The following is a 24,549-nucleotide window of genomic DNA, read 5'->3' as shown; positions in this document are numbered from 1 at the left end:
TCGGCACTGTATGGCTGTCCGATGCGTTGAACAGATAACTGAACCGCTGAAAAGAAAGAGCGCCGAGCGATATGACGAACGACCCGAGGTATACGCCGCCTCCGTCCCAGCCCGGCTACTCCACCCAGCGCAACACCTATCAGCAGGGCTACCAGCAGCAGTCCTATGACTGGCGTTATGCCCAGCAGCCTCAGCAGCCGCGGCCGCAGTACGACCCGTACCGCACCACCGGAACAACCGCTAGCGGCCCCCAGAAGCGTTCGCGTGCAGGCGCTTTGGTGGCAGGAGCGGCCGCGATCGCGGTGGTCTCCGCCGGTATCGGTGGCGGGGTGGCTGTGCTGGCTCAACCCGACCAGCCCTCCACCAGCTTCTCCAGCAGCAGCGGTGCCACTCCGGGCATGCCGGCGGCGAGCGTGCCGGTGGGCTCGGTGGAGCAGGTCGCCGCGAAGGTGGTGCCCAGTGTCGTCAAGCTGGAGACCAACCTGGGCCGCGCCTCCGAAGAGGGGTCGGGCATCATCCTGTCCACCGACGGATTGATCCTCACCAACAACCACGTCGTGGCCACCGAGGGCGCCCCCGGGCGTCCGCAGACGAAGGTGACCTTCGCGGACGGCCGCACCGCGCCGTTCACCGTGGTCGGCACCGATCCCAGCAGCGATATCGCCGTGGTGCGGGCCGAGGGGGTGTCGGACCTGACGCCGATCGCGCTCGGGTCCTCGGGAGACCTGCGGGTCGGCCAGGACGTCGTCGCCATCGGATCGCCGCTCGGACTGGAGGGCACCGTCACTGTCGGCATCGTCAGCGCGCTGAACCGTCCGGTCGCCGCGGGCGGAAACAGCCGCGACCAGAACACGGTGCTGGACGCGATCCAGACCGATGCCGCGATCAACCCCGGCAACTCCGGTGGCGCGCTGGTCAACATGAACGGTGAGTTGGTCGGCGTGAACTCCGCGATCGCCACCCTGGGCGGTGCTTCCGCGGAGTCCCAGAGCGGTTCGATCGGCCTTGGCTTCGCCATCCCGGTGGACCAGGCCAAGCGGATCGCCGACGAACTGGTGCAGGGCGGCACCGCATCGCACGCCTCGCTGGGTGTCCAGGTCGGCAATGACGCATCGGTGGACGGCGCCAAGATCGTCGAGGTCACCGAGGGTGGCGCGGCGGCCGCGGCGGGACTGCCCAGCGGCGTCGTCGTGACCAAGGTCGACGGTCGTGTGATCAACAGCGCCGATGCCCTGGTCGCCGCGGTGCGGTCGAAGGCTCCCGGGACGAAGGTGACGCTGACCTTTCAGGGATCCGGCGGACCGGAGACCCTGGACGTGACCTTGGGTAAGGCCCAGCAGTGACCCGCGGACTGGATGTGACCTTGCCGGGGTCCTTGTCGTCGGCCGGATATACGGTGACAGGCATGGAACAACCAGGGGAGTTGGTCGGGCGGGCGCTCGTCGTCGTCGTCGACGACCGGACAGCACACGGCGAAGAGGATCACAGTGGACCGTTGGTCACCGAACTGCTCGGTGAGAGCGGCTTCCTGGTGGACGGGGTCGTGGTGGTCTCCGCCGACGAGGTGGAGATCCGCAATGCGCTCAACACCGCGGTCATCGGGGGCGTCGATCTGGTGATCTCGGTCGGCGGCACCGGCGTGAGCCCGCGCGACGTGACCCCGGAGGCCACCGTCGAACTGCTCGACCGTGAGTTGTTGGGCATCGCCGAGGCGCTGCGCGCGTCCGGGTTGTCCGCCGGCATCGTGGACGCCGGCGTATCGCGTGGCTTGGCCGGCATCTCGGGCAGCACCCTCGTGGTGAACATCGCCGGCTCCCGCGCCGCGGTGCGGGACGGCATGGCCACCCTCAACCCGTTGGCCGTCCAGGTGATCGGGCAGCTGTCGAGCCTCGATATCTGAGCGGGAAGTGGGTGTCCAGATGGTAACTATGCAGGTCTGCGCACCCTTTTCAAGATCGGCAGGTTACGGACAGGTGAACGGTAATCCCGTCGTAAATGTGACGTTGGTCACAAGGGGTACCTCATCGTGACCCGGCCAACGCGACCGTCGAAGGATGTAGTTAACGCGATCTTCGGTGAGGAGATGCCGAGTACCACTCGCGACGAGCGCGATGGCGACACCCCGGAAGAAAACTCCGACCGCGACCGGTGGCTCCGGGACAACATCCCGCCACACCACGGCTGAGCAGTAATTTCCCTCTGATCGGCTGGAATCGTCCAGATTCCAGCCGATCAGCTCTTTCTGCAGCACGTGCGAGGCAAACCGGGTCGCCACAAGTCGGCGCGCTGGTCACGACACTCTGAATACGTTTGTATGGCCGCACCAGCAAACGTTGACCCCACTTTCGGCCGCCCTCGAGCGGTGGGACCTACGCGTTGCCGGGTTGGGGGAGCACCGTTATGTTCCTCGTGTCAACGATGAGCAAATCGTAAGAACAGCATGTGGAGTTTCTAATTCGCATCACATGGTGGTCTTGCAAGGTGTGAAGTCTCGGTTAGGGCCGGGATCCGCATCGACAAACACGGTTGACAGCACACCAACCGTCGGCAGCTTAGGGAGAACATGAAGACAATCAGTCGGGTGCTGATCGCGATGATCGCGGCCATTGCGTCGCTGTTCGTGAGCACGGGCACCTCCAACGCGGGTCTGGACAACGAGCTGAGCCTCGTGGATGGCAAGGACCGGACCCTGACCATTCAGCAGTGGGACACCTTCCTCAATGGTGTGTTCCCGCTGGATCGCAACCGCCTGACCCGTGAGTGGTTCCACTCGGGCAAGGCCAAGTACATCGTCTCGGGTCCGGGCGCTGAGGACTTCGAGGGTGTGCTGGAGCTGGGTTACCAGGTCGGCTTCCCGTGGTCGCTGGGCGTCGGTATCAACTTCAGCTACACCACCCCGAACATCGCGTTCGACGGCCAGGACTACGGCTACGTGGGCCCCGGCGGTATCGATTTCGATGTCATCCCGGCCATCGTGACCCCGCCGCTGTTCCCCGGCGCCTCGATCAGTGCCGACCTCGGCAATGGTCCCGGTATCCAGGAAGTGGCGACCTTCTCCGCTGATGTCGCGGGCGAGAGCGGTGCGGTTGCCGTCTCCAACGCTCACGGCACCGTGACCGGTGCTGCCGGTGGCGTGCTGCTGCGCCCCTACGCACGGCTCATCGCCGCAGAGGGTGACAGCGTCACCACCTACGGCGCGCCCTGGAACATGAACTGACAGTTCGCTCCTAAACCCGACGTCGCCATGTGGTCCGTGCTCCGACAGGCGGACCACATGGTGCCGAGTGGGACTACCCAAGCAGGGAAGGACAGGGTCATGGCCCTATCGAAGAAGCTTGCTGTTCTCGGGTTCGGTTCATTCGCGGGTGCCACGCTGCTAGCAGGTCTGGGCAGCGCCACCGCGAGTGCAGAGGTCGAGGAATCGGCGCCGGCTCCCTATGTCACCAGCCGTCAGGCTCTCCTGATCGACGACAACGCGCTGCGGGTCACCGATTACGGTCAGGCCCGCGGGTTCCTGGACACGCGCAGCGCCGACGCCGGCATCGTGCATGCCCAGGGTGAGGGTGTGCACGTCGACACCGTCAAGGCGGTGCCGGGCACCAAGGCTGCGCCGTTCAACCTTGAGTCCAACGGTGCGTTCGTCTTCAGCCCGCCGATCGGCGACTGGTGACCGACGTGTCGTAGGTGCTTCATACGAAGTTGCTTCACGCGAACGCCCGACCGGGATCTCCCGGTCGGGCGTTTTGCTATGCGATGTCGGCCCTGTCCCGAATGCCCCGCAGTGGACGGCAACCGCAAACGGCTCGACCATCCCGGTGTCCGATGCCTCCGCGGTGTCGTGGTTGTCAAGTGACGATGCGGCGCCCATGGCGGGTGGCAACGGGACGGGGTGGCCGCCGGATGCGGGCGGAGGCGATATTCATGCTGCTCTTCGCACCCTTTTCGGCGATTCGGTAAACGACAGGTTAACGGCAGGGGCGCTGCGATGTGAGTTCTGCCACACCGCGCTGCGCTTTGTCATCGGGCCCGGCCGGCCGGCATGGGCGTAGTTAACGCCGTACAGGTGGCCGAGTCCGGGGCGGGGACGCGGGGCCCGCATGGGGAGCCGCCGAGTTGTGGGCCGAGCGGGCCGAAGGGCCCGCCGCCGAACCTTGGCTGATCAGGGCTTTTTCGGTGTCGCGTAAGGGCGGGCGGCGTATCGGCAGGCGGCTCCTCGTCTCGACACGCGAGGCCGGCTGATTGGCGCTGTTTTGTCGGCCCCCATTCCCATTGCCGTCGGGCCGGCGAGTGGTCCCAGCAAAGATCGGATGGTGCTGCCGGCGATGAATGGCAGCGTTCTCTACGCGTTGCCGGGTTGATGGCGCACCGTTATGTTCCTCGTGTCAACGATGAGCAGAAGGTAAGAGCGGCGTGTGAGTTTCTAATCTGCACGGCGCTTTTGCAAGGTGTGACGTCTCGGTAGGGCCGGGATCGGCATCGACAAATCACGGTTGACAGCACACCAACCGTCGGCAGCTTAGGGAGAACATGAAGACAATCAGTCGGGTGCTGATCGCGATGATCGCGGCCATTGCGTCGCTGTTCGTGAGCACGGGCACCTCCAACGCGGGTCTGGACAACGAGCTGAGCCTCGTGGATGGCAAGGACCGGACCCTGACCATTCAGCAGTGGGACACCTTCCTCAATGGTGTGTTCCCGCTGGATCGCAACCGCCTGACCCGTGAGTGGTTCCACTCGGGCAAGGCCAAGTACATCGTCTCGGGTCCGGGCGCTGAGGACTTCGAGGGTGTGCTGGAGCTGGGTTACCAGGTCGGCTTCCCGTGGTCGCTGGGCGTCGGTATCAACTTCAGCTACACCACCCCGAACATCGCGTTCGACGGCCAGGACTACGGAACGCTCGGTCCTGCCGGCCTCGATTTCGATGTCATCCCGGCCATCGTGACCCCGCCGCTGTTCCCCGGCGCCTCGATCAGTGCCGACCTCGGCAATGGTCCCGGTATCCAGGAAGTGGCGACCTTCTCCGCTGATGTCGCGGGCGAGAGCGGTGCGGTTGCCGTCTCCAACGCTCACGGCACCGTGACCGGTGCTGCCGGTGGCGTGCTGCTGCGCCCCTACGCACGGCTCATCGCCGCAGAGGGTGACAGCGTCACCACCTACGGCGCGCCCTGGAACATGAACTGACCATCGGCTGCCGGTAAGGAAGACACAACTCATGGCTCTATCGAAGAAGCTTGTTGTTCTCGGGTTCGGTTCATTCGCGGGTGCCACGCTGCTAGCAGGTCTGGGCAGCGCCACCGCGAGTGCAGAGGTCGAGGAATCGGCGCCGGCTCCCTATGTCACCAGCCGTCAGGCCCTCCTGATCGACGACAACGCGCTGCGGGTCACCGATTACGGTCAGGCCCGCGGGTTCCTGGACACGCGCAGCGCCGACGCCGGCATCGTGCATGCCCAGGGTGAGGGTGTGCACGTCGACACCATCAAGGCGGTGCCGGGCACCAAGGCTGCGCCGTTCAACCTTGAGTCCAACGGCTCGTTCGTCTTCAGCCCGCCGATCGGCGACTGGTGACCGACGTGTCGTAGGTGCTTCATACGAAGTTGCTTCACGCGAACGCCCGACCGGGATCTCCCGGTCGGGCGTTTTGCTGTGCGGATCACCGGGGCCGGGGTGGAACCGGCAACCCGCCGGTGTGACACGCGCTACCATTGGTGCACCAGGTGTTCATGCTGGACGACAGTCGAGAAAGTGGTGCTCATGGCTTCATCGAAGAAGCTCGCAATTCTGGGGCTCGGTTCGTTCGCGGGAGCGATGATTCTGGCCGGTCTCGGCAGTGCCACCGCCAGTGCAGAGGTCGAGGAATCGGCGCCGGCTCCCTATGTCACCAGCCGTCAGGCCATCTTGATCGACGACAACGCGCTGCGGGTTGCCGATTACGGTCAGGCCCGCGGGTTCCTGGAGACGCGCAACGCCGAGTCCGGCATCGTGCACGCCCAGGGCGCGGGCAACAAGGACACGGTCAAGGCGGTGCCGGGCACCAAGGCCGCACCCTTCAACCTCGCAAGCAACGGCGCGTTCATCTTCAGCCCGCCCATCGGCGACTGGTGATCATCGCCCGCTGATCTTCTCCACGCAGAAACGCCCGGCTGGTTCTCCAGCCGGGCGTTCCGCGTCTGACGGGCCGGGGGGATCAGGCGTCTGGAGTGACGCGTTCTGACGCAGACGGACCGGGGCGCGTGGCCAGCAGATCGCGGATCTCGGTGAGCAGCACCACCTCGGCTTCGACGGTCTCCTCCTCCTTCTTCCGGAACTTGCTGTACGGCAGCACGATCAGGAAGTACACGACGGCGGCCACCAAGATGAAGTTGATCGTGGCGGAGAGCAGCACGTTGAGATCGATGGTCTGGTCGCCGCCGATCGGGATACGCAGGATGCCGTATTCGGCGTCGCCGCCGGCGCCGATGCGGTCGATCAGCGGCTGGATGATGCTGGCGGTGAAGTTGGTGACCAGCGCGGTGAACGCGGTGCCGATGACGACCGCGACCGAAAGGTCGATGATGTTGCCGCGGAGCAGGAACTCTTTGAAACCTTTGATCATGCGGGGACCCTTCCAGCAGATTGGTGGCGTGCGTGGACACGCAAACACTAACCGAGCAGGTAGCGGCCGGTGTCAGTGAAAGGTGACGGTGATCTGTCGCGTCAATGCGGCACCGGCCACCGCATTGGCGGCGTGTCGGGGCAACGCCACCAGCACCACCCGTTGCGCTGAGCCCGCGGGCCCGGCAGGTTCGGCGGACACCAGCACCACGACGGCTTCCGTGGCGATGACCTCCGGCGGGGCGTCCGGTCCGACGTCGGTGCTGCCCGCCGCGAGCACGTCGACGACATCGCCGGCCCGGATGAGGTCGACGAGCGCGTCGTCGGCGAGATGTAGCGGCACGATCCGGGCGTCGGGGCCGGCGCTCGCCTCGGTCAGGCGTGTTCCGAGCAATCGCACATCGGTGAGCACCTCACCGCGGCGCGCCGGTCCAGCCAGCGTGGCACCGAGCGCGACGCCGATATCGCCGGTCGCGCCATCGGGAACGGTTGTGGCCAAACGTGATTCGACAGTGATATCACCGTCACGCAGCGGTGTGCCCGGGGTCAGGTCGCGCAGCGCGACGACGACATCGGTGCGCTCGCCGGCCGGATCCGGGCGTAGCGCTGCCACGGCCGCCAGCACCACGAGAAGCCCCGCGGCGATTCGTCGTGCGGTGACGGTACGCGTCCAGTCCGGGCGCAACGTCCGGCGCAACCGGGACAGCGCCGTCGGATTCAGTGATTCCCCCACTGGGAGAACGCTAGGCGCCCGGGGGAGATGACGGCAGCCGCGAACGGCGTGCCTGTGGATAACTCGTCAGCTGGAGGCGGCGGCCGGCGTCGAGGTGGTCGAACTCGTCGACGAAGAAGATGGTGTGCTCGACGAGCTCGACGAGTCCGAAGAGCTGCCGGCCGTCGAGGTCGAGCTGTCGCTGCTCTTGGACGAGGCGGCGGCGCTGCTGGACTTCGAGGTGTCGCGGCTGTCGTTGCGGTAGAAACCGCTTCCCTTGAACACGACGCCCACCTTGCCGAACAGCTTGCGCAGCCGTCCGTTGCATTGCGGGCACACGGTCAGCGCATCGTCGCTGAACGCTTGGACCTCGTCGAACCGATTGTCACACTCGGTACACGCGTAGGAGTAGGTAGGCACGAAATCCTCCGAGACTGTCAAACCTTCTAGCACTCTAGCGGCTCAAGTGCTAGAACCGCTACGTGGGCTGGGTCATTCCCGGTCCTTCCCGCCGCCCCGCCCGGTCCTTCCCGCTGCCCCGCCCGAGCCGGATCAGGCCCCGGCCGGGGGTGAGGGCATGGGTCATGGGCACGTCGTGCGGTTCGGCCGGGATGGCGTCGAGAACCTCGTCGTCACGCACCACCGCGACCAGCCGCGCGTCGGCCCCGGCCAGTGGCAACGCCCGGTCGTAGAAGCCTGCGCCGCGACCGAGTCGGTTGCCGTCGTGATCCACCGCCAGTGCGGGCACCAGCAGCACCGTCGCCTCGGCGATGGATTCCGGCGGCAGCCACGGCGGGGGCGGTTCCCGCAATCCGAAGGGCGCCGCGACCAGCTCACCGGGCCGGTATTCGGCCCAGTGCATCGGTAGGCCGCTACGGGCGATCGGCACCAGAATCCGTACCCCGGTGAGCGCATCCAGCAGCGGTACCGCGCCACGGGCCGCGCCGGGCTCGGATCCGACCGGAATGTAGGCGGCCACGGTGCCCGCACCGGCGGTGACGTCGATTACCTGCGTTTGCAGGGAACGCGTCTCCGCGGCCCGCTCGACCTGGGTGAGCGCCCGCCGAGCCGCAAGGATCCTCACTCTGAGCGCGGGTTTCGTCAGGATTGCCACCTTTGCGTCGACACCCTTCGCCTCGAGCACCGTTGGGCATTAGTGTGTCAACGATGGCACAGGCACTTGTACCGATTCCGCGGACAGCTGTCGTCCCCGCGGCAGGTCTGGGAACCAGATTTCTCCCGGCGACCAAGACGGTCCCTAAGGAACTGCTTCCGGTGGTCGACACTCCGGGCATCGAGCTGGTGGCGGCCGAGGCCGCCGAAGCCGGTGCCGAGCGGCTGATCATCATCACCTCCGAGGGCAAGGACGGCGTCGTCGCGCACTTCGTCGAGGACCTGGTACTCGAGGGCACGCTGGAAGCACGCGGCAAGCACGTGATGCTCGAAAAGGTGCGCCGCGCACCCGCCCTGATCAAGGTGGAGGCCGTGGTGCAGGCCGAACCGCTCGGTCTGGGTCACGCGGTGGGCTGCGTCGAGGCCAGTCTGCTGCCCGACGAAGACGCCATCGCCGTGCTGCTGCCCGACGATCTGGTGTTGCCGACCGGCGTCCTGGAGACGATGTCGAAGGTCCGCGCCAAGCGCGGCGGAACGGTGCTGTGCGCCATCGAGGTTCCCGGCGACGAGATCAGTGCCTACGGCGTGTTCGACGTCGAGGTGGTGCCCGACGCGGCGAACCCGAATGTGCTCAAGGTCAAGGGCATGGTCGAGAAGCCCAAGGCCGAGGACGCGCCGTCGCACTTCGCCGCGGCCGGCCGCTATGTGCTCGACCGTGCGATCTTCGACGCGCTGCGCCGGGTCGACAGAGGTGTCGGCGGCGAAATTCAGCTGACCGACGCCATCGCCCTGCTGATCGCCGAGGGCCATCCCGTGCACGTGGTGGTGCACCGCGGCTCCCGACACGACTTGGGAAATCCCGGCGGCTACCTCAAGGCTGCGGTTGACTTTGCGCTAGAACGCGACGACTACGGACCGGAACTGCGGCGCTGGTTGGTCGAGCGATTGGGCCTGGCTGCGGATTAACGACAGCACGGCGGGTCTTGGACAGGAGAAAGGCATGCGGTGCGGTCGGTTGAGGAGCAGCAGGCTCGAGTAGCGGCGGCTGCGGTGGCTCCCCGGCCGGTGCGGGTGGCCATCGCCGAATCCCAGGGTCTGATGTGCGCCGAAGAGGTGGTCACCGAAAGGCCGTTGCCGGGATTCGACCAGGCGGCGATCGATGGCTACGCGGTGCGCAGCGTCGATGTGCTCTCGGTGGGCGGCACCGATGACGACGGTCTCAACCGCGAGGTGAGCCTGCCGGTGGTGGGCGAGATCGAGGCCGGTGCGCGGACGCCCAGCCGGTTGCAGCCGCGCCAGGCAGCCCGCGTGCAGACCGGTGCGCCGATGCCCACCCTCGCCGATGCCGTGCTGCCGCTGCGCTGGACCGATGGTGGCGAGTCCCGGGTGCGGGTGCTTCGTGGCGTGCGCTCCGGTGCGTACGTGCGCCGCACCGGCGACGATGTGCAGCCCGGCGATGTCGCGGTGCGGGCCGGCACGATCATCGGCGCCGCACAGGTGGGATTGCTCGCCGCGGTGGGCCGCGACAAGGTGATGGTGCATCCGCGTCCCCGGATGACAGTGCTCTCGGTGGGGGGCGAACTCGTCGACGTGTCCCGGACCCCGGGCAACGGTCAGGTCTACGACGTGAACTCCTATGCGCTGGCCGCCGCCGGCCGGGACGCCGGTGCCGAGGTGAACCGCGTCGGCATCGTCGACACCGACCCCGCGAAGCTCCGCGAAGTCGTCGAGGGGCAGATCAGCCGCTCGGAGGTGTTGGTGATCGCCGGCGCCGTCGGAGGTGCCGCGGCCGAAGCCGTGCGTGCGGTGCTGTCCGAGCTCGGTGAGATGGAAGTGGTGCGGATCGCGATGCACCCCGGGTCGGTGCAGGGTTTCGGGCAGCTGGGTCGTGACGGTGTTCCGGTGTTCCTGCTGCCGGCCAACCCCGTCAGCGCGCTGGTGGTCTTCGAGGTGATGGTGCGTCCGCTGATCCGGATGTCGCTGGGTAAGCGTCAGCCGATGCGCCGGGTGATCCAGGCCCGCACGCTGGCCCCGATCTCCTCGGTGGCAGGCCGCAAGGGATTCCTGCGCGGGCAGCTCATGCGCGATCAGGACACCGGCGAGTATCTGGTGCAGGCGCTCGGCGGCGCGCCCGGGGCGTCCTCGCATTTGCTGGCCACCCTGGCCGAGGCGAACTGCCTGGTCGTCGTGCCCAGCGAAGCCGAGCAGATCCGTACCGGCGAGGTCGTCGACGTCGCCTTCCTTGCGCAACGCGGCTGATGAATCGCTGGCGGACCAGTCCGGCCCATCCCGGATGGCCGGTGCCGGTGGGGCCCATCCGGGTCCCGGCGGGACTGGTGGGTCTGCGCCCGGTCCGGCTGCGAGACGGCGCCCAGTGGAGCAGGTTGCGGCTGGCCGATCGTGCGCATCTGGAACCCTGGGAGCCCAGCTCTGAGGTGAGTTGGGAACTGCGCCACGCACTTTCGTCGTGGCCCGCGGTGTGTTCGGGTCTGCGGGGGGAGGCGCGGCGGGGCCGGATGCTGCCGTTCGTCATCGAAGTCGACGGGCAGTTCGCCGGCCAGATCACCATCGGCAATGTGACACACGGCGCGCTGCGCTCGGCATGGATCGGCTATTGGGTCGCCAAGCATCTCACCGGTGCCGGCGTGGCCACCGCGGCGCTGGCGCTGGGGCTCGACCATGCCTTCGGCCCGGTGATGTTGCACCGCGTGGAGGCGACGGTGCGGCCCGAGAATGCGGTCAGCCGGGCAGTGCTGGCCAGAGCGGGATTTCGGGAGGAAGGCCTGCTCAAGCGGTATCTCGATGTGGACGGCGCTTGGCGCGACCACCTGCTGGTGGCGATCACCGTCGAGGAGGTCGAAGGCTCGGTGGCCGCGAAGTTGGTGCGCTCGGGCCGGGCGAGCTGGACCTGAACCTGTGCGCGAAACTCGCGTACCGGTCGTCCACACGAGGGGAATGCCGCAATTTCGCGTTTCTCGACACGGTTAATTGTTACTCGTGTGACTTATGTGGCTAATGGTGCTTGTATCCAGCGAATTACAGGTGTGTAATTGACCTCGGCGCGCCGCCTACGGATGCGCTGGTCACGGACCTAGCCTGAAGGGGAAAGGAAAGGCGTCATGCCAAGCATCCCCCAATCTCTGTTGTGGATCTCCCTCGTCGTGCTCTGGCTCTTCGTGCTGGTGCCGATGCTGGTGAGCAAACGCGACAATGTCCGGCGCACAAGCGATGTCGCGCTGGCGACTCGCGTGCTCAATTCCGGGCGCAATGCCCGGCTTCGGCGTCCGCGCGCGTCGGCCGGCCACAACAGCGACCCGCACTGGCAGCCGGCCGACGAGTACGAAGGTGAGTACGCCGACGATCGCGACGACGGATCTGCCGACGAGTCGTCACGCCGGCGTGCCGTGGTGCTGGCCGCCGCTGCTGAAGAGTCGGCCGAATCGCCCTACCTCGATGTCGACATCGTCGACGAGGACTCCGGCGCCCTGCCCATCGGCGATTCGTTCCGTCAGGAACAGGCCGGCCCGGTGACCGAAGAGCTGACCCTCGATTTCGACGCCCCGGAGCCCGAGGCGGCGCCGCAGCCGGTCGCCGAGACCGCCGATGAGATGGCCGACGCCGAGCAGCCGATCACCGAGGATGACCTCACCGAGGACGACCTTGCGGCCGACGACGACTACGAGTACGTCGAGGACTCGTCCGGTCTGGAAGCCGAGGCCGACAACGAGCCCGAACTGGCCGAGTCGATGGCCTCGGCGCGGCGCAACCGTTACGAATCCAAGACCGCGCAGGCGGTGAGCGCCCGCAAGTACGCCTTCCGTAAGCGTGTGCTGATGTCGATGTCGGCGCTGCTGGTGCTCTCCGCGGTGCTTGCCGCGGTGGTGACGCCCGGGCTGTGGTGGGTGGTCGGCTCGGTGGCCACGGTGACCGTGCTGTACCTGGGTTACCTGCGGCGTCAGACCCGCATCGAGGAGCAGGTGCGCCGGCGGCGCGCGCAGCGGATGATGCGGTCCCGGCTGGGTGTCGAGAACACCGAAGACGGCGACTTCGACGTCGTCCCCTCGCGGCTGCGCCGCCCCGGTGCGGCCGTGCTGGAGATCGACGACGAGGACCCGGCCTTCGAGCATCTGGAGTACGCCCGGTTCGCCCGCGAGTACGACCTGCCGCGGGCGGCGGGGCAGTAACCACCGGTTTCGGCTGCCGCAGGTGTTCCTGGTAGCCTGCTATCGGTCAAGGGGCTATAGCGCAGTTGGTAGCGCGTCTCGTTCGCATCGAGAAGGTCAGGGGTTCGATTCCCCTTAGCTCCACAGAGTTCGAGCAGTTCAGGGCGGTTTTAGCGGATCGGGCTTTAGCCAGTCCGCAGTGCGTCCGCAGTGCCTTGGATGGCGGCGTCAAGACGGTCCGCAACCTCATCCAGGTCCTCGTCGTACTTGCGCGTTTAATGCCAAGGGCTCGACGGATTTCAGTGTCTACGCGCGTGAGCGCAGTTGTGGAACTGTCCGTCACGTTGGCGAGGCCGCTGACCGGCAGGTGTCGGTTTGCTGGTGCTCATCAGGGTGTCTTTCTGGGGTAAACGGGCGAGCAGCAGGGATCTAAGAAACGGTAGGCAAGGGACATCGGACTCGTGACGGCCCGCGCGGCTGCGTGGGGCACGCCACCTGGTGCGCCGAAGTGTCCGCCGTGGCTGACCAGGTAGCAGCATGAAGAGCTCATCAAGATGCACGTGGAAGTCAATGGGTTGCAGATTATTACGGCGAGTGATCTCGAAGTCGATCTCGCCGAGGCTCCGCCGTGTCGCCGTTGCGGCTCCGGCAGCATCGGCGTGATGAGATTGAGCAGAAGGATGATCGTTGTGCCGCAGGGTATGTCGACGCCTGTGAGATAGCCTGCCTTTGCGCTTGAACAGAAGGCTAGGAGCTGTGCAATCTCTTCCGGGCTACCGAAACGTTTCAGCGCCGCAAATCGCAGCATCGCCCAGAACCGGTCCGCTCTTCTAGCCGTCCCATGTCCGTGTCGATTGATCCCGGCGATACCGAAACGACACGAGTTCCGTTGTCGCCGAAACGTCTAGTTTGAGATGCGGTGTACCAAAGCACGAAATTCTTGCTGATCGAGTACGCCATTCCCGGTCTGAGGTTCGGTGGAGCGATCTTCCACCATCGCACCATCGCATCATGGCGGTCATGAAGTCGGTCTCGTCGTGGAGAGCCTTGGCGAAGTGCCTTCTCGGGACGAGTAGATCGGGCAGCATGTGTGCGGCCACAGAGGCGATGTTCACGATGGCGAATCGCTCGTGAGCACTGGACAGGAACCCCTCAGTGACGTTGCGAGTGCCCAGCGCGTTTATGCGCATGATGCGCGCTCGGCATCCCCCATACTGGGACTCACGCCAGCAGTGTGGACGACCGAGGTGACTGTTCCGTGCTGGTTCGACTCGCCGATTAGTCGACTCGCCGAGTCCGAGTCGGTGATGTCACAGACGACGCCCTCGCAATCGATCCCCTGGCGTCTCAACTCTGCGACACCGCTGGCGAGTCGTTGTTCGCTGATGTCACTGACTACCACGAACTGCTCACGCCCGACGATGCTCGCGGTGGCGAACCCCATGCCGCCCACGCCGCCGGTGATGACACAGACCCCCTTCATTCGCCCGCTTCTCGACCCGCAGGCCGGGCGACGTACACATCAATCATTTTCATGAGCCCGGCCTGCACAGTGGGGTCGTCGCTGAGGGGTGCGGCGATGGCGATCTGTGCGGCTTCGTGAGGTGTGAGACCTTCGGCGATGAGTCGTCCTGCTGCGATCAACACCCGCGTCGATGCAACCTCGCGTAGTCCGGGGGTTTCCAATCGTCTTATGCCTTGGCCAAATCGGACGAGTGTTGCGGCGACATCGCGAGAGATTTCGGCCTCCTCCATGAGGATCTGCTGTTCGATCTCGGGTGCGGGAAAGCCGAACTCGATGGCGACCATCCGTTGGCGGGTCGAGTCTTTGAGGTCTTTGAGAACGCTCTGGTAGCCGGGGTTGTACGACACAACCAGTCCGAAACCGTCCGCCGCATCAAGGGTTATTCCCAGTCTTTCGATGGGGAGTTGTCGGCGGTGGTCGGCCAGCGGGTGCAGGACCACTGTGGTGTCCTGTCGGGCTTCCACTACTTCGTCGAGATAGCAGATGGCTCCTTCGCGGACGGCGCGGGTGAGGGGGCCATCGACCCACTCGGTTTCACCGCCGCGTAGGTGGAAGCGGCCAACGAGATCGGCGGTGGTCAGGTCGTCGTGGCACGACACGGTGATCAGTGGTCGGTTGAGGTCGTGGGCCATCGCTTCGACGAAGCGCGTCTTTCCGCAGCCGGTCGGTCCTTTCAGGACGATGGATAAGCCTTGCCGGTAGGCGGCTGTGAAGTATTGCTCTTCATTGCCGTTCGCTGCGTAGAAGGGGCGTTGGGTGCGCGGCTTCGCGGGGTCGGTCACGAAGTGGTTGGTGTCGACGGCGGTCATTGGTGCCTTTCTGTGGCGGGTGAGTGGCGGTTCGCCGAGAAGAGGTCAGGACACTCGTCGGCGAACGTCGGCTGATCTCAGGGCTAAGTAGACGAGCGCACCGACAGTGTGTGCCAGTTGCGTTTGATGGAAAACAGTTGCGTGCGCTGCTGTTCCGAACACACGTTCCAGGGAGTCTTCATCGGCGTTCGCGCCGAAGGTCAGGCACAGTCCACCGGTGCCACGGTTACGGGCTTCTGCGAGTGCCCGTCGAGCGTCGGCTGCGCCACATCCCTTGTCATAGCCGTGGTCGTATGCCAGTCCGTCGGAGAGAACGATGAGTAATCGCCGCGATGTGCCACCCTGCGATTCCAGGACCGCCGCGCCGTGACGTATGGCCGCTCCAAGCCGTGAGTACGCGCTGGGGGTCAACCGCTGGAGACGGCGCATGGTGTCGGCATTGAACCGGTCATCGAAGCGTTTGATGGGGACCATCTGTACCGATGAGCGTCCCTGCGAGTTGTAGGCGTACAGACCGGTGCGGTCGCCGAGATCGTGGAGAGTCGAGGTGATGGCGGCTGCTGCGGCACATTGACGTTCGTGCACGCTGCTGCCGAAACCATCAGGCTCAGCAGCAGAACCGGAGATGTCCAGCAGCACCATCACCGAGAGATCGCGTCGGCGGCGCAAGCTGTCGATGTAGACGTTCTCATCGGGCGTTGATGACGCCATGGCTTGAACGTGGGATTCGATGGCCGCGTCGATGTCGATGTCGTCACCGTGTGATCGCCGGTGCACCTGGTCGAGTCCGAGGGCGAGTCGCCCGAGCGAATGACGAAGGCGAGTGGTGTCGGGTGAGCCTGTCTCGCCCACTTCCCTGGTGGGTGGTTCGATTTCGTTGACGGTGCACCAGTCTCGGCGGTATGCCTTGCGCCTCGTGTCCCATTCGGGGTACTTGGTGCCGCCGTCGCTGGGTGCGTCACCGTCGATGGTGCCCGTCGTGGCCTCGGATAGGACACCACTTCCTCGGCGATGCGCGAGGCCGCGTGATAGGTGGGTAGGCGAGTCCGTGCCGGGGTTTCCGCCGCCTGGCTCGCGGCGTCGCACCGACTTGAGCAGTCGTTGTAATAAGCGTCCAAAAATGCCGGAAACTCCACCCGCTGAGAACATGTCGACCGCCGCGCCCGCGTCACCGTCATCAAAGTCGTCATCGTCGAGGTCCTCCAGCGCCTCGTTCTGTTGCTTCGGTGCGTGAGGCAGTCCGTCCTCCCGCGTGCCTGCTGTTTGCGCAGCAGCGGTGAGCGCGGCTTTGACGTTGAGGGTTCCGAAGGCGGGCGGCAACGGCGCAAGCTCTCCTTTCGCCCTCGCAATCGTCAGCGATTGAGTTGGTGAGCGGGATCGCGTTGCGAGGGTGCGGTCGATCAGCGGGTGCATCATAGGGGGGAGGACTGCGCTGTTCGCGTCCAGCGCCCGGTGCGCTTCCACTGCGAGGTAACGCTCGGCGAGCCTGCCGCGTCTGGTGAGTGCTCGCAGCACGTCCGGTGCAAGGCTTCCCGCCGATATGAGCGATGCCTGGACGAGTATCGAAGCAACCTGCTCGTGTTCATTCTGGGTGTCATCGACGTAGACGAGTTTCCCGTCCGTCCAACATGGCTCACCGGGTTCACCGCGGACGACGCGAAGCGTTCTGCCCGAAAGCGCCGAGGCCAGCAGCTCGAAGTGCGCGATGACATCGTCGGGTTTCTCGTCATTGGCCATTGGCTCGCACCCACTGGGATGCCCCGTTGTGGCGGTGATCAGTCATGGCCGGGTCCGCAGCGACCGGGCGGTACGGGTCCCTCGATCACGGGGCGTCCGTCGGGCTGTCCGGACATCCACGTGTTCCATTTACCTTCGTAGAACGGTCCGGGGTGGCCGGCCATCTCGTAGAAACCCTGCGGGTCGTAGACCTTCGTCTCGGGGAACGGCCAGGGGCAGGCTACCGAGGTCGCGAGCTTGCCGGCGCGCAACACCATGAAGCCTCCGCCGTACACCACGGCGTACGCGAGGCTCAATGCGCTGATCATGATCACGAAGGAGGCCAGGGCAGGGCGGGTCGGGAGAAGGCGTAGCCGCTGAGCGAGCTTCTCGGCGTAGGTCTTTCCGGTGTCATCCCGGTAGACGGCGATGGATGCGGTAATCATCATTGACGTGGCCAGTCCGCTCTCCCACAGCAGGGGGAACTGGTTGTACTGACCGACGAAGATCGAACCGAACTCGGGCACCTGCGTGTAGGCGTACACCCGCTTGCTGACGCAGAAGATTTCGACCACGGCATCCAAAGTGAAGCCGATGACGAACGTGATCCCGCTGAGCGTGATCAGCGGGTGCCGCCACACGAAGCTCTCATTCGAACGTCCCTGTTGCAGCTTTCGCAGCAGCGGAATGGCGACGAACGTGGGAATGATCAGAACCGACGCATAGGCGATGCAGACGAACGGCTCGGCAAGGGGCGCCAGGGATACCCACGGCCAGTCGACCGGATAGTGGTAAAGATCAGGGCTGAACGCCGAGAATGACACCCAGTTGGCGAAGGGGTCGAGCCACACGAGAACCGTTCCGGCAAGAACCAGCAGCAGGTACGGGTGTTTCGGATGTCGACGCCAACTGATGATGAAGGCGGTTATGCCGACCACCATCATCACAGCGGTCCATACATTGCACAGCGATGCCCAGCTTGTGATCCCTTCGACAGATTGTCGTGCTTCCTCGGTGACGTTGGGGTTGGCGATGCGGGTCTCACTGGCTCCCACCTGAGCGTTCAGTCCGATGAGCACCAGCATCCCGACGCCGAACAACCACCAAAGCCCCGTTACTAACCGTGCAGTGCTGGTGCCGGTTCGTTCGCTCGGCTGTCGTGTTTGCGGCTTGGTCATCTGAGTCGCTTCCTGCTTGAACGGACACCGGTCGCTGCTGGCTGTGGACGGCGCAGCGTGCGACCGCATTCTTAACTAAATTACTGACAAGTGTCAACGATACGAGCGTAACTGGTCAGGCCGACGCGGCTGGAAAAGTCCGAGTACTGGCTGTTCAACGGCTATTTGTGAGTCCTGAGAGACTGACCCCCGCCCGCTTATCAAAGTCAGCTGGCTAAGAACAATTGTTGACTAGAGATAGTAATTGATGACATCAGTCAGCAACTGGTGTCGTTTGGTGCACAATGTGGACGGTGGAGGCAACGACGAACAAGCACGAAGTTCAGCGGCGCAGAACGCGCGAACGAGTGCTCGACGCTGCGGTCGTCGAGTTCACGCGCGCTGGCACAGCCGCCGCCGACATCAACGCTGTCGTCAAAGCCGCCGGTGTGTCTCGGGGAACCTTCTACTTCCATTTCCCCACGAAGGAACACGTCCTCTACGAACTGATCCGTCGCGAGGAAGCGCGCGTCGCGCAAGAACTCGGTACGTTCCTGGACTCTCCGCACGCACTTCAAGCGGTGTTCAATGAGATCGTCCGCCTCGTCATTGACCTCGAAGATCGTTGGGGCGGTCCACTATTCCGCGATGTGATCGGGCTGTACTTCTCACCGACGCGACCGGAAGACGACGAGTGGACCGACCACCCCACAATCGTTCTGCTTGCCGCCGAGATCGTGCGCGCCCGCAACCGTGGTGAGGTGTTCTCGGATGTCGATGCCTTCCACAGTGCGGTGTTCTTTCTGCTTGGCCTCTATGCGCTTCTGACAACCATGCGAAGCGGCGCTCCCGGTCGCGAAGGGCTGCTCATGAAGTTCGTTACGAGCCAACTTCGAAGCTTGCGCGCGGACGCGGTGTCACCGACATAAAGCCGCGTAGGCAGAGGGGGTGGGGGGTGCCCCCTTGCGCACTTTGCCCCGCCTCGTACCGCCCAGCGCCTTCTCTCTCTCCGGTCGGACGGTGGCTCCGCAGCAAGTCCGCAGCAGCTTCGTCATCGTTCACGTCTCGTCAACAGTTCCAACGCGGTGACCAGTGAGTTCCCTTCATGTCCAACGCGCTCAACCGCGACACACGCCGAGGTTGTCTCTTTCGCATCGAGAAGCTCAGGGGTTCGATTCCCCTTAGCTCCTCAGAGTTTTCTGCTGTGTGGGGTGCGAGGCGGGTTGCCCGCGCCGCGGTGCTGAGCGAATGCACAGCATTCCCCGGACGTGGCGGCAAACCTCGGGTAGCTTGCGCTACATGTCCCTCGAGCTGGCGGCGTTCCTACGCACGACTCTGCCGCTCGATCTGAGCGGACTGGCGGCGCTCGATGACGGTCGCTACCACTCCATATGGATGCCCGATCATCTTGTGAGCTTCTGGCCGGACTCGATCTGGACACCCGAGTTCACCGATCTGGCGCAAGCGTCACCGTCGCCGCACCGCTACCTGGACGCGCTCACGCTTGCCGGGGCCGTCGCGGCGCGGACCACACACACCCGCCTGGCCACCAGCGTGCTCGACACCGTCCGCCGCCACCCGGTGATGCTGGCCCAGTCGGCACTGACCCTGAGCCACCTCTCGGAAGGCCGGTTCATCCTGGGACTCGGCGCCGGCGAGCGGGAGAACCTGACGCCCTACGGATTCGACGACCGAGGCAGGGTCAGCCGGTTCGGCGAGGCGCTCCGGCTGATCCGTCTGCTGTGGAACACCGACGGCCCGATCGACTTCGCCGGTGAGTACTTCACGCTGGAGCACGCTCGGCTGGACACCGAGGCGCACCGCACCGGCCCGCCACCGATCTGGATCGGGGCCAACGGTCCGCGCATGCTGCGACTGGTCGGTCAATTCGGCGACGGCTGGTGGCCGACGGGCAGCGCCGGACCCGAAACCTATGCCGCCCAGCTGGCCTGCATCCGGGAGGCGGCCGAACAGGCCGGACGCGACCCCCAGGCGATCACGCCGGCAAAGATGGTGGTCTGCCTCATCGGCGAACCCGACGAACTGAACTCGATCCTGCAACGCCCGCTGGTGAAGTCGCTGGTGCTGCAACTGACGGCCGACGCACTGGCCGCCGCCGGGCACCGCCATCCGATGGGGGAGCGCTGGCGCGGCATCCAGGACATCGACCCCCGCGTGCTGACCCGCGACAGACTGCTCCGGCTCTTCGACGAGGTCGACCCGGCCGCGATCCTGTCTGTCGTTCCGCACGGCACGCCCACGGAGGTCGCCGGGCAGATCGCCGATTTCGGCGAGGCGGGCGCCCGGGTGGTGTCCGTACTCGACTACAGCGGAATGGCCGGGCAGGCCTACGCCGCCGAGTCGCCCCGCAAGGTTCGTGAGGTCGAGGATGCATTGCTCCAGCGCACAGGAAGCACACCATGACACATCTGGACGCGGACGTCCTCATCGCCGACGCGCGGGACACGACGGGGTTCACCGATTTCGGCGACGACACCCTGCCCGGGCGGGTGGCATCGGTGGTCGACAGACTGAACAGCGCCGGCCTCGGCGACGCAGGCACGCGGGCAGCCGCTTCCACGATCGCCGGATTGCTGACCAGCCGGTTGCAGTTCGTCGCCGACCGCGCCCGCCTGCCGCTGGCCGCAGAGCGAATTGCCGCCCCGCTCTTCGCCACCGGAGAGCCCAGGTCGGGGACGACGCTGCTGCACGCCCTGCTGGCCGAGGACGAGGATTCGCGCGCGCTGCGATTCTGGGAGGTGATGTATCCCTCCCCGCCGCCCGGCCCGGCTGTCGCCGACGACCCGCGCCGGGCGCAGGCCGACGCCGACTGGCGCGAGATCCTCGACCGGATCCCACCCTGGATCGTCAGCCACCCCTACAACGATCTGCTCGGTGCCGGGCTGCCCGAGTGTGAACGCACGTGGGCCTTCGACTTTCGGGCCACGAACCCCAGCGCCTGGTGGCGGGTTCCGTCGGCGATCCAGAACTTCGCTCAAGACCATCACGCACAGTACGCCCTGCACCACATGATGCTGCAGCACATCCAATACGCCCGTCCGCCGAAGCGGTGGGTGCTCAAAGGTTTTCATGGCCGACGCCTACGCGCGCTGTTCGACACCTACCCCGACGCCCGCATCGTCTGGGTACATCGCGACCCCGTGCAGGTGCTTGCCTCACAGATCGTCGCTTTCGGTCAGATCAACGAAAGCCTTGCCGGGACGCTGGACTGGAATCAGTACGCCAAGGACACGATCGAGGGTTCGCGGGCCAACTTTCACGCCTACCTCACCGACCCACTCGTCGACGACCCGCGCATCCACCACGTCCGCTACCGCGACTTCGTCACCGACCCGGTCGCCACGATCGGCGGCTTCTACGACTTCGCCGGAGCGCCGTTGCCCGCCAACGCCGAGAAGGCGATGCGTGACTATCTGGTGGCCAACCGCGGTGACCGGTACGGCAAGTTCATCTACTCCACCGACGTCCTACCGGTTCCCGTGCAGGACCTGCACCACGAATTCGCCGCCTACCGACAGCGGTTCGGCATCGACATCGAGACGAGGCGCTGATGGCGTTCGGGGACGGCGCGGACGACGAGGCGCTGCGCGCGGCGTGGCACGAGTTTTGCGACCGGCTCAAGGCCGCCGGAGATCTGGCCTTCAAGGACACCTCACCCGCTGATGCCCTGCAGCGCGCCGACGCTTTCCGCTACCTGACGCAGAACCTCGGGCAAGCCTACGATCTCGCCTTGGAGACCAAGGACACCCGGTATCCGATGATCCACCCGTTCTGCGGACCGACCCGCAAGCTCGGGGGCGACAATGCCGACTTCGTCTATCTGCAGGCGTGGATCGACGGCGCCTCGACGTACCGGATTGCCGGTAACCGGGGCACCGCGCGTTTCATCAACTTCACCGTCCAGGGACCGCGGCCCGAGAAGGACGTGTACTACGGCGCCGATCACCCGAACCTGCACGAGCCCTTCGGCGACACCCCGGAAGCGAACATCACCGGTGACGACCTGGTCACCGAACCCGACGGCAGCTTCGTCCTCTACATCGGTGGCGCACGGCGAGAACCGAATTGGCTGCCGACCACACCGGGATCACGCAAGCTGTTCATGCGGCAGGGTTTCGACTCCTGGACCGAGCGCTCGGCACAATTCAGCATCGAGCGCACCGACATGGACGAGCCGCGTCCCGTGCCGACTCCGCGGGATCTCATCGCGTCCATGCGATGGGCCGGCGACTTCCTCACCGGAGTCATGACGGATTGGCCGGACCGCGAACTGGAGATCGGTTCGCTGTTCGGCGAGCCGGAGCCCAACGTATTCCCCGGTGCGCGCTTCGCCGGCACGGCGGAGCAACGCGATGCCCGGCGCGGGCGGCTCATCGTCACCATGCCGTGGCGCCTCGGGCCGGATGAGGCGTTGGTCGTTGAGTTCCCCGACGACGGACAGTTCTGGATGCTCACCAACATGGGCTCGTTCTGGAACAGCATGGACTACCTGTACCGCCCGGTGAGCTACACGCCGAGCCGAACGGTGACCGACTCCGACGGCCACGTGCGAATGGTGATGTCCCACAACGACCCCGGCGTGCACAACTGGATCGACACCCAACACTTCGGTGAGGGTTATCTCACGATGCGGGTGATCGGGAGTCGGCAGCTGCCCGAGGTCGGCACCAGAGTCGTCACCTCGGCCGAGCTGGACACCGTCTTGCCGGCCGGCGCCCGGCGCGTCACGCCGCGGGAGCGGGCCGCGCAACTGCACGCACGCTTCGACGCCATCCGCGACAGATACCGGATCTGACATGGACCCGAGACTCGAAGACGCTCGCCGCGTCGGCTTTCGACAACGTCTATCACGTGGGCCACCTCGTCCCCGATCTGTCGGCCGCGATGCAATCACTCACCGCGGCACTGCAGATCACGTGGGCGCCACCGTTCGAGATGCGTAGTGGGTTCGCCCGTCCGGACGGTTCCGCGGACGACACATGTGTCCGCATCGCGTTCTCTCTGTCCGGCCCGCCGTACCTGGAGCTGATCGAGGTCGTCGCTGCCGCCGACTCGATATTCGCCGAACCGAAGCGTGGCGGCATGCACCACGTCGGCTACTACGCACAACGCTGGCGCGACGACGTCGCGCGGCTGCAGGACGACGGTTGGGAATTGGAGCGCATGGGCGCCGGCGTGGCATTCCTGCGCGACCCTCGCAGCGGGCTCCGTGTGGAAGTGGTGAGCGTCAAGGGGCGCGACTTCCTGACCCGGATACTCGACGGTGCGATGGCGCGGGAATACCCCCTGACCGATCGCCCGTGACCGCCGTCGCGCACACCTCGTGCGGAGCGCTGCGCGGCGATGCCCGTTCCGGCGTCGTCGTCTTCCGCGGTGTGCCGTACGCGGCCGCGCCGACGCACGAGCGGCGTTGGCGTCCCCCGCAACCCGTGCAGGGTTGGACCGGAGTGCGGGCGGCCACCGACTTCGGAGCGATTGCCCCGCAGGACATCTCGCCCGAGCGGCTGGCCAAGCGCGGCCTCACGATGAGCGAGGACTGTCTCACGCTCAACGTCTGGACGCCTGCGGTCGACGACAATCGCAGGCCCGTGCTGGTCTTCCTGCACGGGGGCGGGCAGACCCAGGGGTACGGATCCGCTCCGCTGCTCGACGGTGCGCGACTGGCCCGGCGCGGGGACATCGTGGTGGTGACGATGAACTTCCGTCTGGGCGTGCTGGGAACGCTCTACGCGCCCGATCGGCACGGCGCAGGCTCCACCAACCTGACACTGCGCGACCAACGGCACGCGCTGCAGTGGGTCCGCGAGGAGATCGCTGCCTTCGGCGGCGACCCCGCCGCCATCACGGTGGCGGGGCAGTCCTCCGGTGCGGTCGCGATCTCCGCCCTGCTGGCCGGGGGATGCGACCTCTTCGACCGCGCGATCCTGCAGAGCGGTGGCTTGGAGCGCGTGCGTTCCACGGCGGCTGCCTCGGCCGTGGCCGAGCAGATCCACTCCGCCGGTGCCCGCATGCGAGCCGGAGAACCGGGTGTCGAGGAGATCCTTGCCGCGCAACGCGGCATCGACACCGGATTCGTGCCGCCCCAGGGTCCGTTTCACCCCTGCATCGACGGCGATGTCATCGACGAGCATCCGTTGGTGCGCGCGCAGACACGTGATCTGCCGCCCATCCCCATCCTCGCCGGGACGACGCGCGACGAGTGGCGGATCTTCGATGCCGCGCTGGCTGACGATGTCTTCACCGAGCAGTATGTTCGGGACCGCGCGCAGGCACTCGCCGGGGCTGACCGGGACGCGGACGCGGTGGTGGCGACATACCGGGCCGTCCAGCCCACGCTGCGCGGGGTTGCCGCGGCAATGGTCACCGACTACCACTTCACCGCGCCGACCGAGCAGTTCGTCCGTGCACACGCCGAGCGCGGCAACGCGGTGTTCCGTTACGAACTGCAGTGGTCTTCTCCGCGTGCCGGATTGGGCGCCTGCCACGATTCGTGCCTGGCCCTGGTCTTCGGCAACCTGGACGCCGCGCCGGCGCTGGCCGGCAACGACGAGGCGGCACGCCGGATGTCAGACGCCGTTCAGGACCGCTGGCTGGAGTTTGTCCGGGGCGCCGAGCCCTGGGAGCGTTATGACGGCGCCGGCGGGTCCACCATGCTGCTCGGCCCGGAAAACGCAATCGCCCGGAGCCACCGCGCCGAGCAACTGGCCATCTGGGAGGGACGCTATCCCGCCTACGGATGAG

At 65.9% G+C, this 24,549-nt stretch carries 25 protein-coding genes and 1 tRNA gene; 18 read left to right on the top strand and 8 right to left on the bottom strand.

Annotation, left to right across the window (positions count from 1 at the left end; genetic code table 11):
- Positions 1-71 precede the first annotated feature (71 nt).
- The 7 genes from C6A86_RS22930 to C6A86_RS22900 all read left to right on the top strand — a co-directional run bounded on the left by C6A86_RS22930 (position 72) and on the right by C6A86_RS22900 (position 6,103).
- Complete coding sequence (locus C6A86_RS22930) at positions 72-1,343, top strand: S1C family serine protease (RefSeq protein WP_105362258.1); 1,272 nt, start codon at positions 72-74, stop codon at positions 1,341-1,343.
- A gap of 62 nt (positions 1,344-1,405) precedes the next feature.
- Positions 1,406-1,900: a molybdenum cofactor biosynthesis protein B gene (locus C6A86_RS22925; RefSeq protein WP_168143559.1), complete on the top strand. Its 495-nt coding sequence runs from the start codon at positions 1,406-1,408 to the stop codon at positions 1,898-1,900.
- A gap of 663 nt (positions 1,901-2,563) precedes the next feature.
- Positions 2,564-3,217, top strand: coding sequence for an MspA family porin (locus C6A86_RS22920; RefSeq protein ID WP_311100880.1), 654 nt, complete (start codon positions 2,564-2,566; stop codon positions 3,215-3,217).
- Between the two features lie 99 nt (positions 3,218-3,316).
- Positions 3,317-3,670: a hypothetical protein gene (locus tag C6A86_RS22915; protein WP_105361401.1), complete on the top strand. Its 354-nt coding sequence runs from the start codon at positions 3,317-3,319 to the stop codon at positions 3,668-3,670.
- Between the two features lie 857 nt (positions 3,671-4,527).
- A complete protein-coding gene (locus tag C6A86_RS22910; RefSeq protein ID WP_311100879.1) occupies positions 4,528-5,181 on the top strand; it encodes an MspA family porin in 654 nt (217 codons plus the stop codon).
- Positions 5,182-5,212: 31 nt separating this feature from the next.
- Positions 5,213-5,566: a hypothetical protein gene (locus C6A86_RS22905; protein WP_105361369.1), complete on the top strand. Its 354-nt coding sequence runs from the start codon at positions 5,213-5,215 to the stop codon at positions 5,564-5,566.
- Positions 5,567-5,752: 186 nt separating this feature from the next.
- Positions 5,753-6,103, top strand: coding sequence for a hypothetical protein (locus C6A86_RS22900; protein ID WP_105361815.1), 351 nt, complete (start codon positions 5,753-5,755; stop codon positions 6,101-6,103).
- A gap of 82 nt (positions 6,104-6,185) precedes the next feature.
- Here C6A86_RS22900 and mscL read toward each other — a convergent pair whose 3' ends face one another.
- The 4 genes from mscL to C6A86_RS22880 form a co-directional block, all read right to left on the bottom strand.
- Positions 6,186-6,593 (bottom strand): large-conductance mechanosensitive channel protein MscL, encoded by a 408-nt coding sequence (gene mscL, locus C6A86_RS22895; RefSeq protein WP_105361808.1) that lies wholly within the window; start codon positions 6,591-6,593, stop codon positions 6,186-6,188.
- A 72-nt stretch (positions 6,594-6,665) separates the two neighbouring features.
- On the bottom strand, positions 6,666-7,325 hold the full coding sequence (locus C6A86_RS22890) for an SAF domain-containing protein (RefSeq protein WP_105361809.1): 660 nt from the start codon (positions 7,323-7,325) through the stop codon (positions 6,666-6,668).
- A 66-nt stretch (positions 7,326-7,391) separates the two neighbouring features.
- Positions 7,392-7,724, bottom strand: coding sequence for an FmdB family zinc ribbon protein (locus tag C6A86_RS22885; RefSeq protein WP_105361810.1), 333 nt, complete (start codon positions 7,722-7,724; stop codon positions 7,392-7,394).
- Between the two features lie 58 nt (positions 7,725-7,782).
- The gene (locus tag C6A86_RS22880; protein WP_233212864.1) at positions 7,783-8,448 is read right to left on the bottom strand and encodes a 5-formyltetrahydrofolate cyclo-ligase; all 666 of its coding nucleotides are present in this window, start codon (positions 8,446-8,448) and stop codon (positions 7,783-7,785) included.
- 23 nt (positions 8,449-8,471) lie between these two features.
- Between C6A86_RS22880 and C6A86_RS22875 the strand changes: the two genes are divergently transcribed.
- The 5 genes from C6A86_RS22875 (at position 8,472) to C6A86_RS22855 (ending at position 12,724) form a co-directional block, all read left to right on the top strand.
- The gene (locus C6A86_RS22875) at positions 8,472-9,383 is read left to right on the top strand and encodes a UTP--glucose-1-phosphate uridylyltransferase (protein WP_105361811.1); all 912 of its coding nucleotides are present in this window, start codon (positions 8,472-8,474) and stop codon (positions 9,381-9,383) included.
- A 39-nt stretch (positions 9,384-9,422) separates the two neighbouring features.
- Positions 9,423-10,676 (top strand): gephyrin-like molybdotransferase Glp, encoded by a 1,254-nt coding sequence (gene glp / locus C6A86_RS22870; protein WP_105361812.1) that lies wholly within the window; start codon positions 9,423-9,425, stop codon positions 10,674-10,676.
- Positions 10,676-11,329: a GNAT family N-acetyltransferase gene (locus tag C6A86_RS22865; RefSeq protein WP_105361813.1), complete on the top strand. Its 654-nt coding sequence runs from the start codon at positions 10,676-10,678 to the stop codon at positions 11,327-11,329. Before glp ends, C6A86_RS22865 begins: the two co-directional genes overlap by 1 nt.
- A 207-nt stretch (positions 11,330-11,536) precedes the next feature.
- Positions 11,537-12,601, top strand: a complete 1,065-nt coding sequence (glpR, locus tag C6A86_RS22860; RefSeq protein WP_105361814.1) for a gephyrin-like molybdotransferase receptor GlpR — start codon at positions 11,537-11,539, stop codon at positions 12,599-12,601.
- 50 nt (positions 12,602-12,651) lie between these two features.
- Positions 12,652-12,724, top strand: a tRNA-Ala gene (locus C6A86_RS22855).
- Between the two features lie 1,036 nt (positions 12,725-13,760).
- On the opposite strand, the gene C6A86_RS22850 is transcribed toward C6A86_RS22855, so the two are convergent.
- From C6A86_RS22850 to C6A86_RS22835, 4 genes are read right to left on the bottom strand one after another with little or no spacing between them, the layout of a single operon-like run.
- On the bottom strand, positions 13,761-14,024 hold the full coding sequence (locus C6A86_RS22850; RefSeq protein ID WP_396835381.1) for an SDR family NAD(P)-dependent oxidoreductase: 264 nt from the start codon (positions 14,022-14,024) through the stop codon (positions 13,761-13,763).
- A gap of 35 nt (positions 14,025-14,059) precedes the next feature.
- The gene (locus C6A86_RS22845) at positions 14,060-14,914 is read right to left on the bottom strand and encodes a CbbQ/NirQ/NorQ/GpvN family protein (protein ID WP_311100877.1); all 855 of its coding nucleotides are present in this window, start codon (positions 14,912-14,914) and stop codon (positions 14,060-14,062) included.
- 45 nt (positions 14,915-14,959) lie between these two features.
- Positions 14,960-16,651, bottom strand: a complete 1,692-nt coding sequence (locus C6A86_RS22840) for a nitric oxide reductase activation protein NorD (RefSeq protein ID WP_105363633.1) — start codon at positions 16,649-16,651, stop codon at positions 14,960-14,962.
- 38 nt (positions 16,652-16,689) lie between these two features.
- The gene (locus C6A86_RS22835) at positions 16,690-17,808 is read right to left on the bottom strand and encodes a spirocyclase AveC family protein (RefSeq protein ID WP_158263268.1); all 1,119 of its coding nucleotides are present in this window, start codon (positions 17,806-17,808) and stop codon (positions 16,690-16,692) included.
- Between the two features lie 284 nt (positions 17,809-18,092).
- On the opposite strand from C6A86_RS22835, the gene C6A86_RS22830 reads away from it, so the two are divergent.
- The 6 genes from C6A86_RS22830 to C6A86_RS22805 all read left to right on the top strand — a co-directional run bounded on the left by C6A86_RS22830 (position 18,093) and on the right by C6A86_RS22805 (position 24,548).
- Positions 18,093-18,716: a TetR/AcrR family transcriptional regulator gene (locus tag C6A86_RS22830; RefSeq protein WP_105363635.1), complete on the top strand. Its 624-nt coding sequence runs from the start codon at positions 18,093-18,095 to the stop codon at positions 18,714-18,716.
- 370 nt (positions 18,717-19,086) lie between these two features.
- On the top strand, positions 19,087-20,211 hold the full coding sequence (locus C6A86_RS22825; RefSeq protein ID WP_105363636.1) for an LLM class flavin-dependent oxidoreductase: 1,125 nt from the start codon (positions 19,087-19,089) through the stop codon (positions 20,209-20,211).
- On the top strand, positions 20,208-21,359 hold the full coding sequence (locus tag C6A86_RS22820; RefSeq protein WP_105363637.1) for a sulfotransferase: 1,152 nt from the start codon (positions 20,208-20,210) through the stop codon (positions 21,357-21,359). The genes C6A86_RS22825 and C6A86_RS22820 overlap by 4 nt, the downstream gene beginning before the upstream one ends.
- On the top strand, positions 21,359-22,603 hold the full coding sequence (locus C6A86_RS22815) for a DUF1214 domain-containing protein (protein ID WP_105363638.1): 1,245 nt from the start codon (positions 21,359-21,361) through the stop codon (positions 22,601-22,603). Before C6A86_RS22820 ends, C6A86_RS22815 begins: the two co-directional genes overlap by 1 nt.
- Positions 22,604-22,659: 56 nt before the next feature.
- Positions 22,660-23,112, top strand: coding sequence for a VOC family protein (locus tag C6A86_RS22810; RefSeq protein WP_311100876.1), 453 nt, complete (start codon positions 22,660-22,662; stop codon positions 23,110-23,112).
- On the top strand, positions 23,109-24,548 hold the full coding sequence (locus C6A86_RS22805; protein ID WP_105363640.1) for a carboxylesterase/lipase family protein: 1,440 nt from the start codon (positions 23,109-23,111) through the stop codon (positions 24,546-24,548). The genes C6A86_RS22810 and C6A86_RS22805 overlap by 4 nt, the downstream gene beginning before the upstream one ends.
- Position 24,549 lies beyond the last annotated feature (1 nt).

The organism is Mycobacterium sp. ITM-2016-00316 (assembly GCF_002968335.2).
Taxonomy (GTDB): domain Bacteria; phylum Actinomycetota; class Actinomycetes; order Mycobacteriales; family Mycobacteriaceae; genus Mycobacterium.
This window is presented reverse-complemented; position numbering and strand designations above follow the sequence as displayed.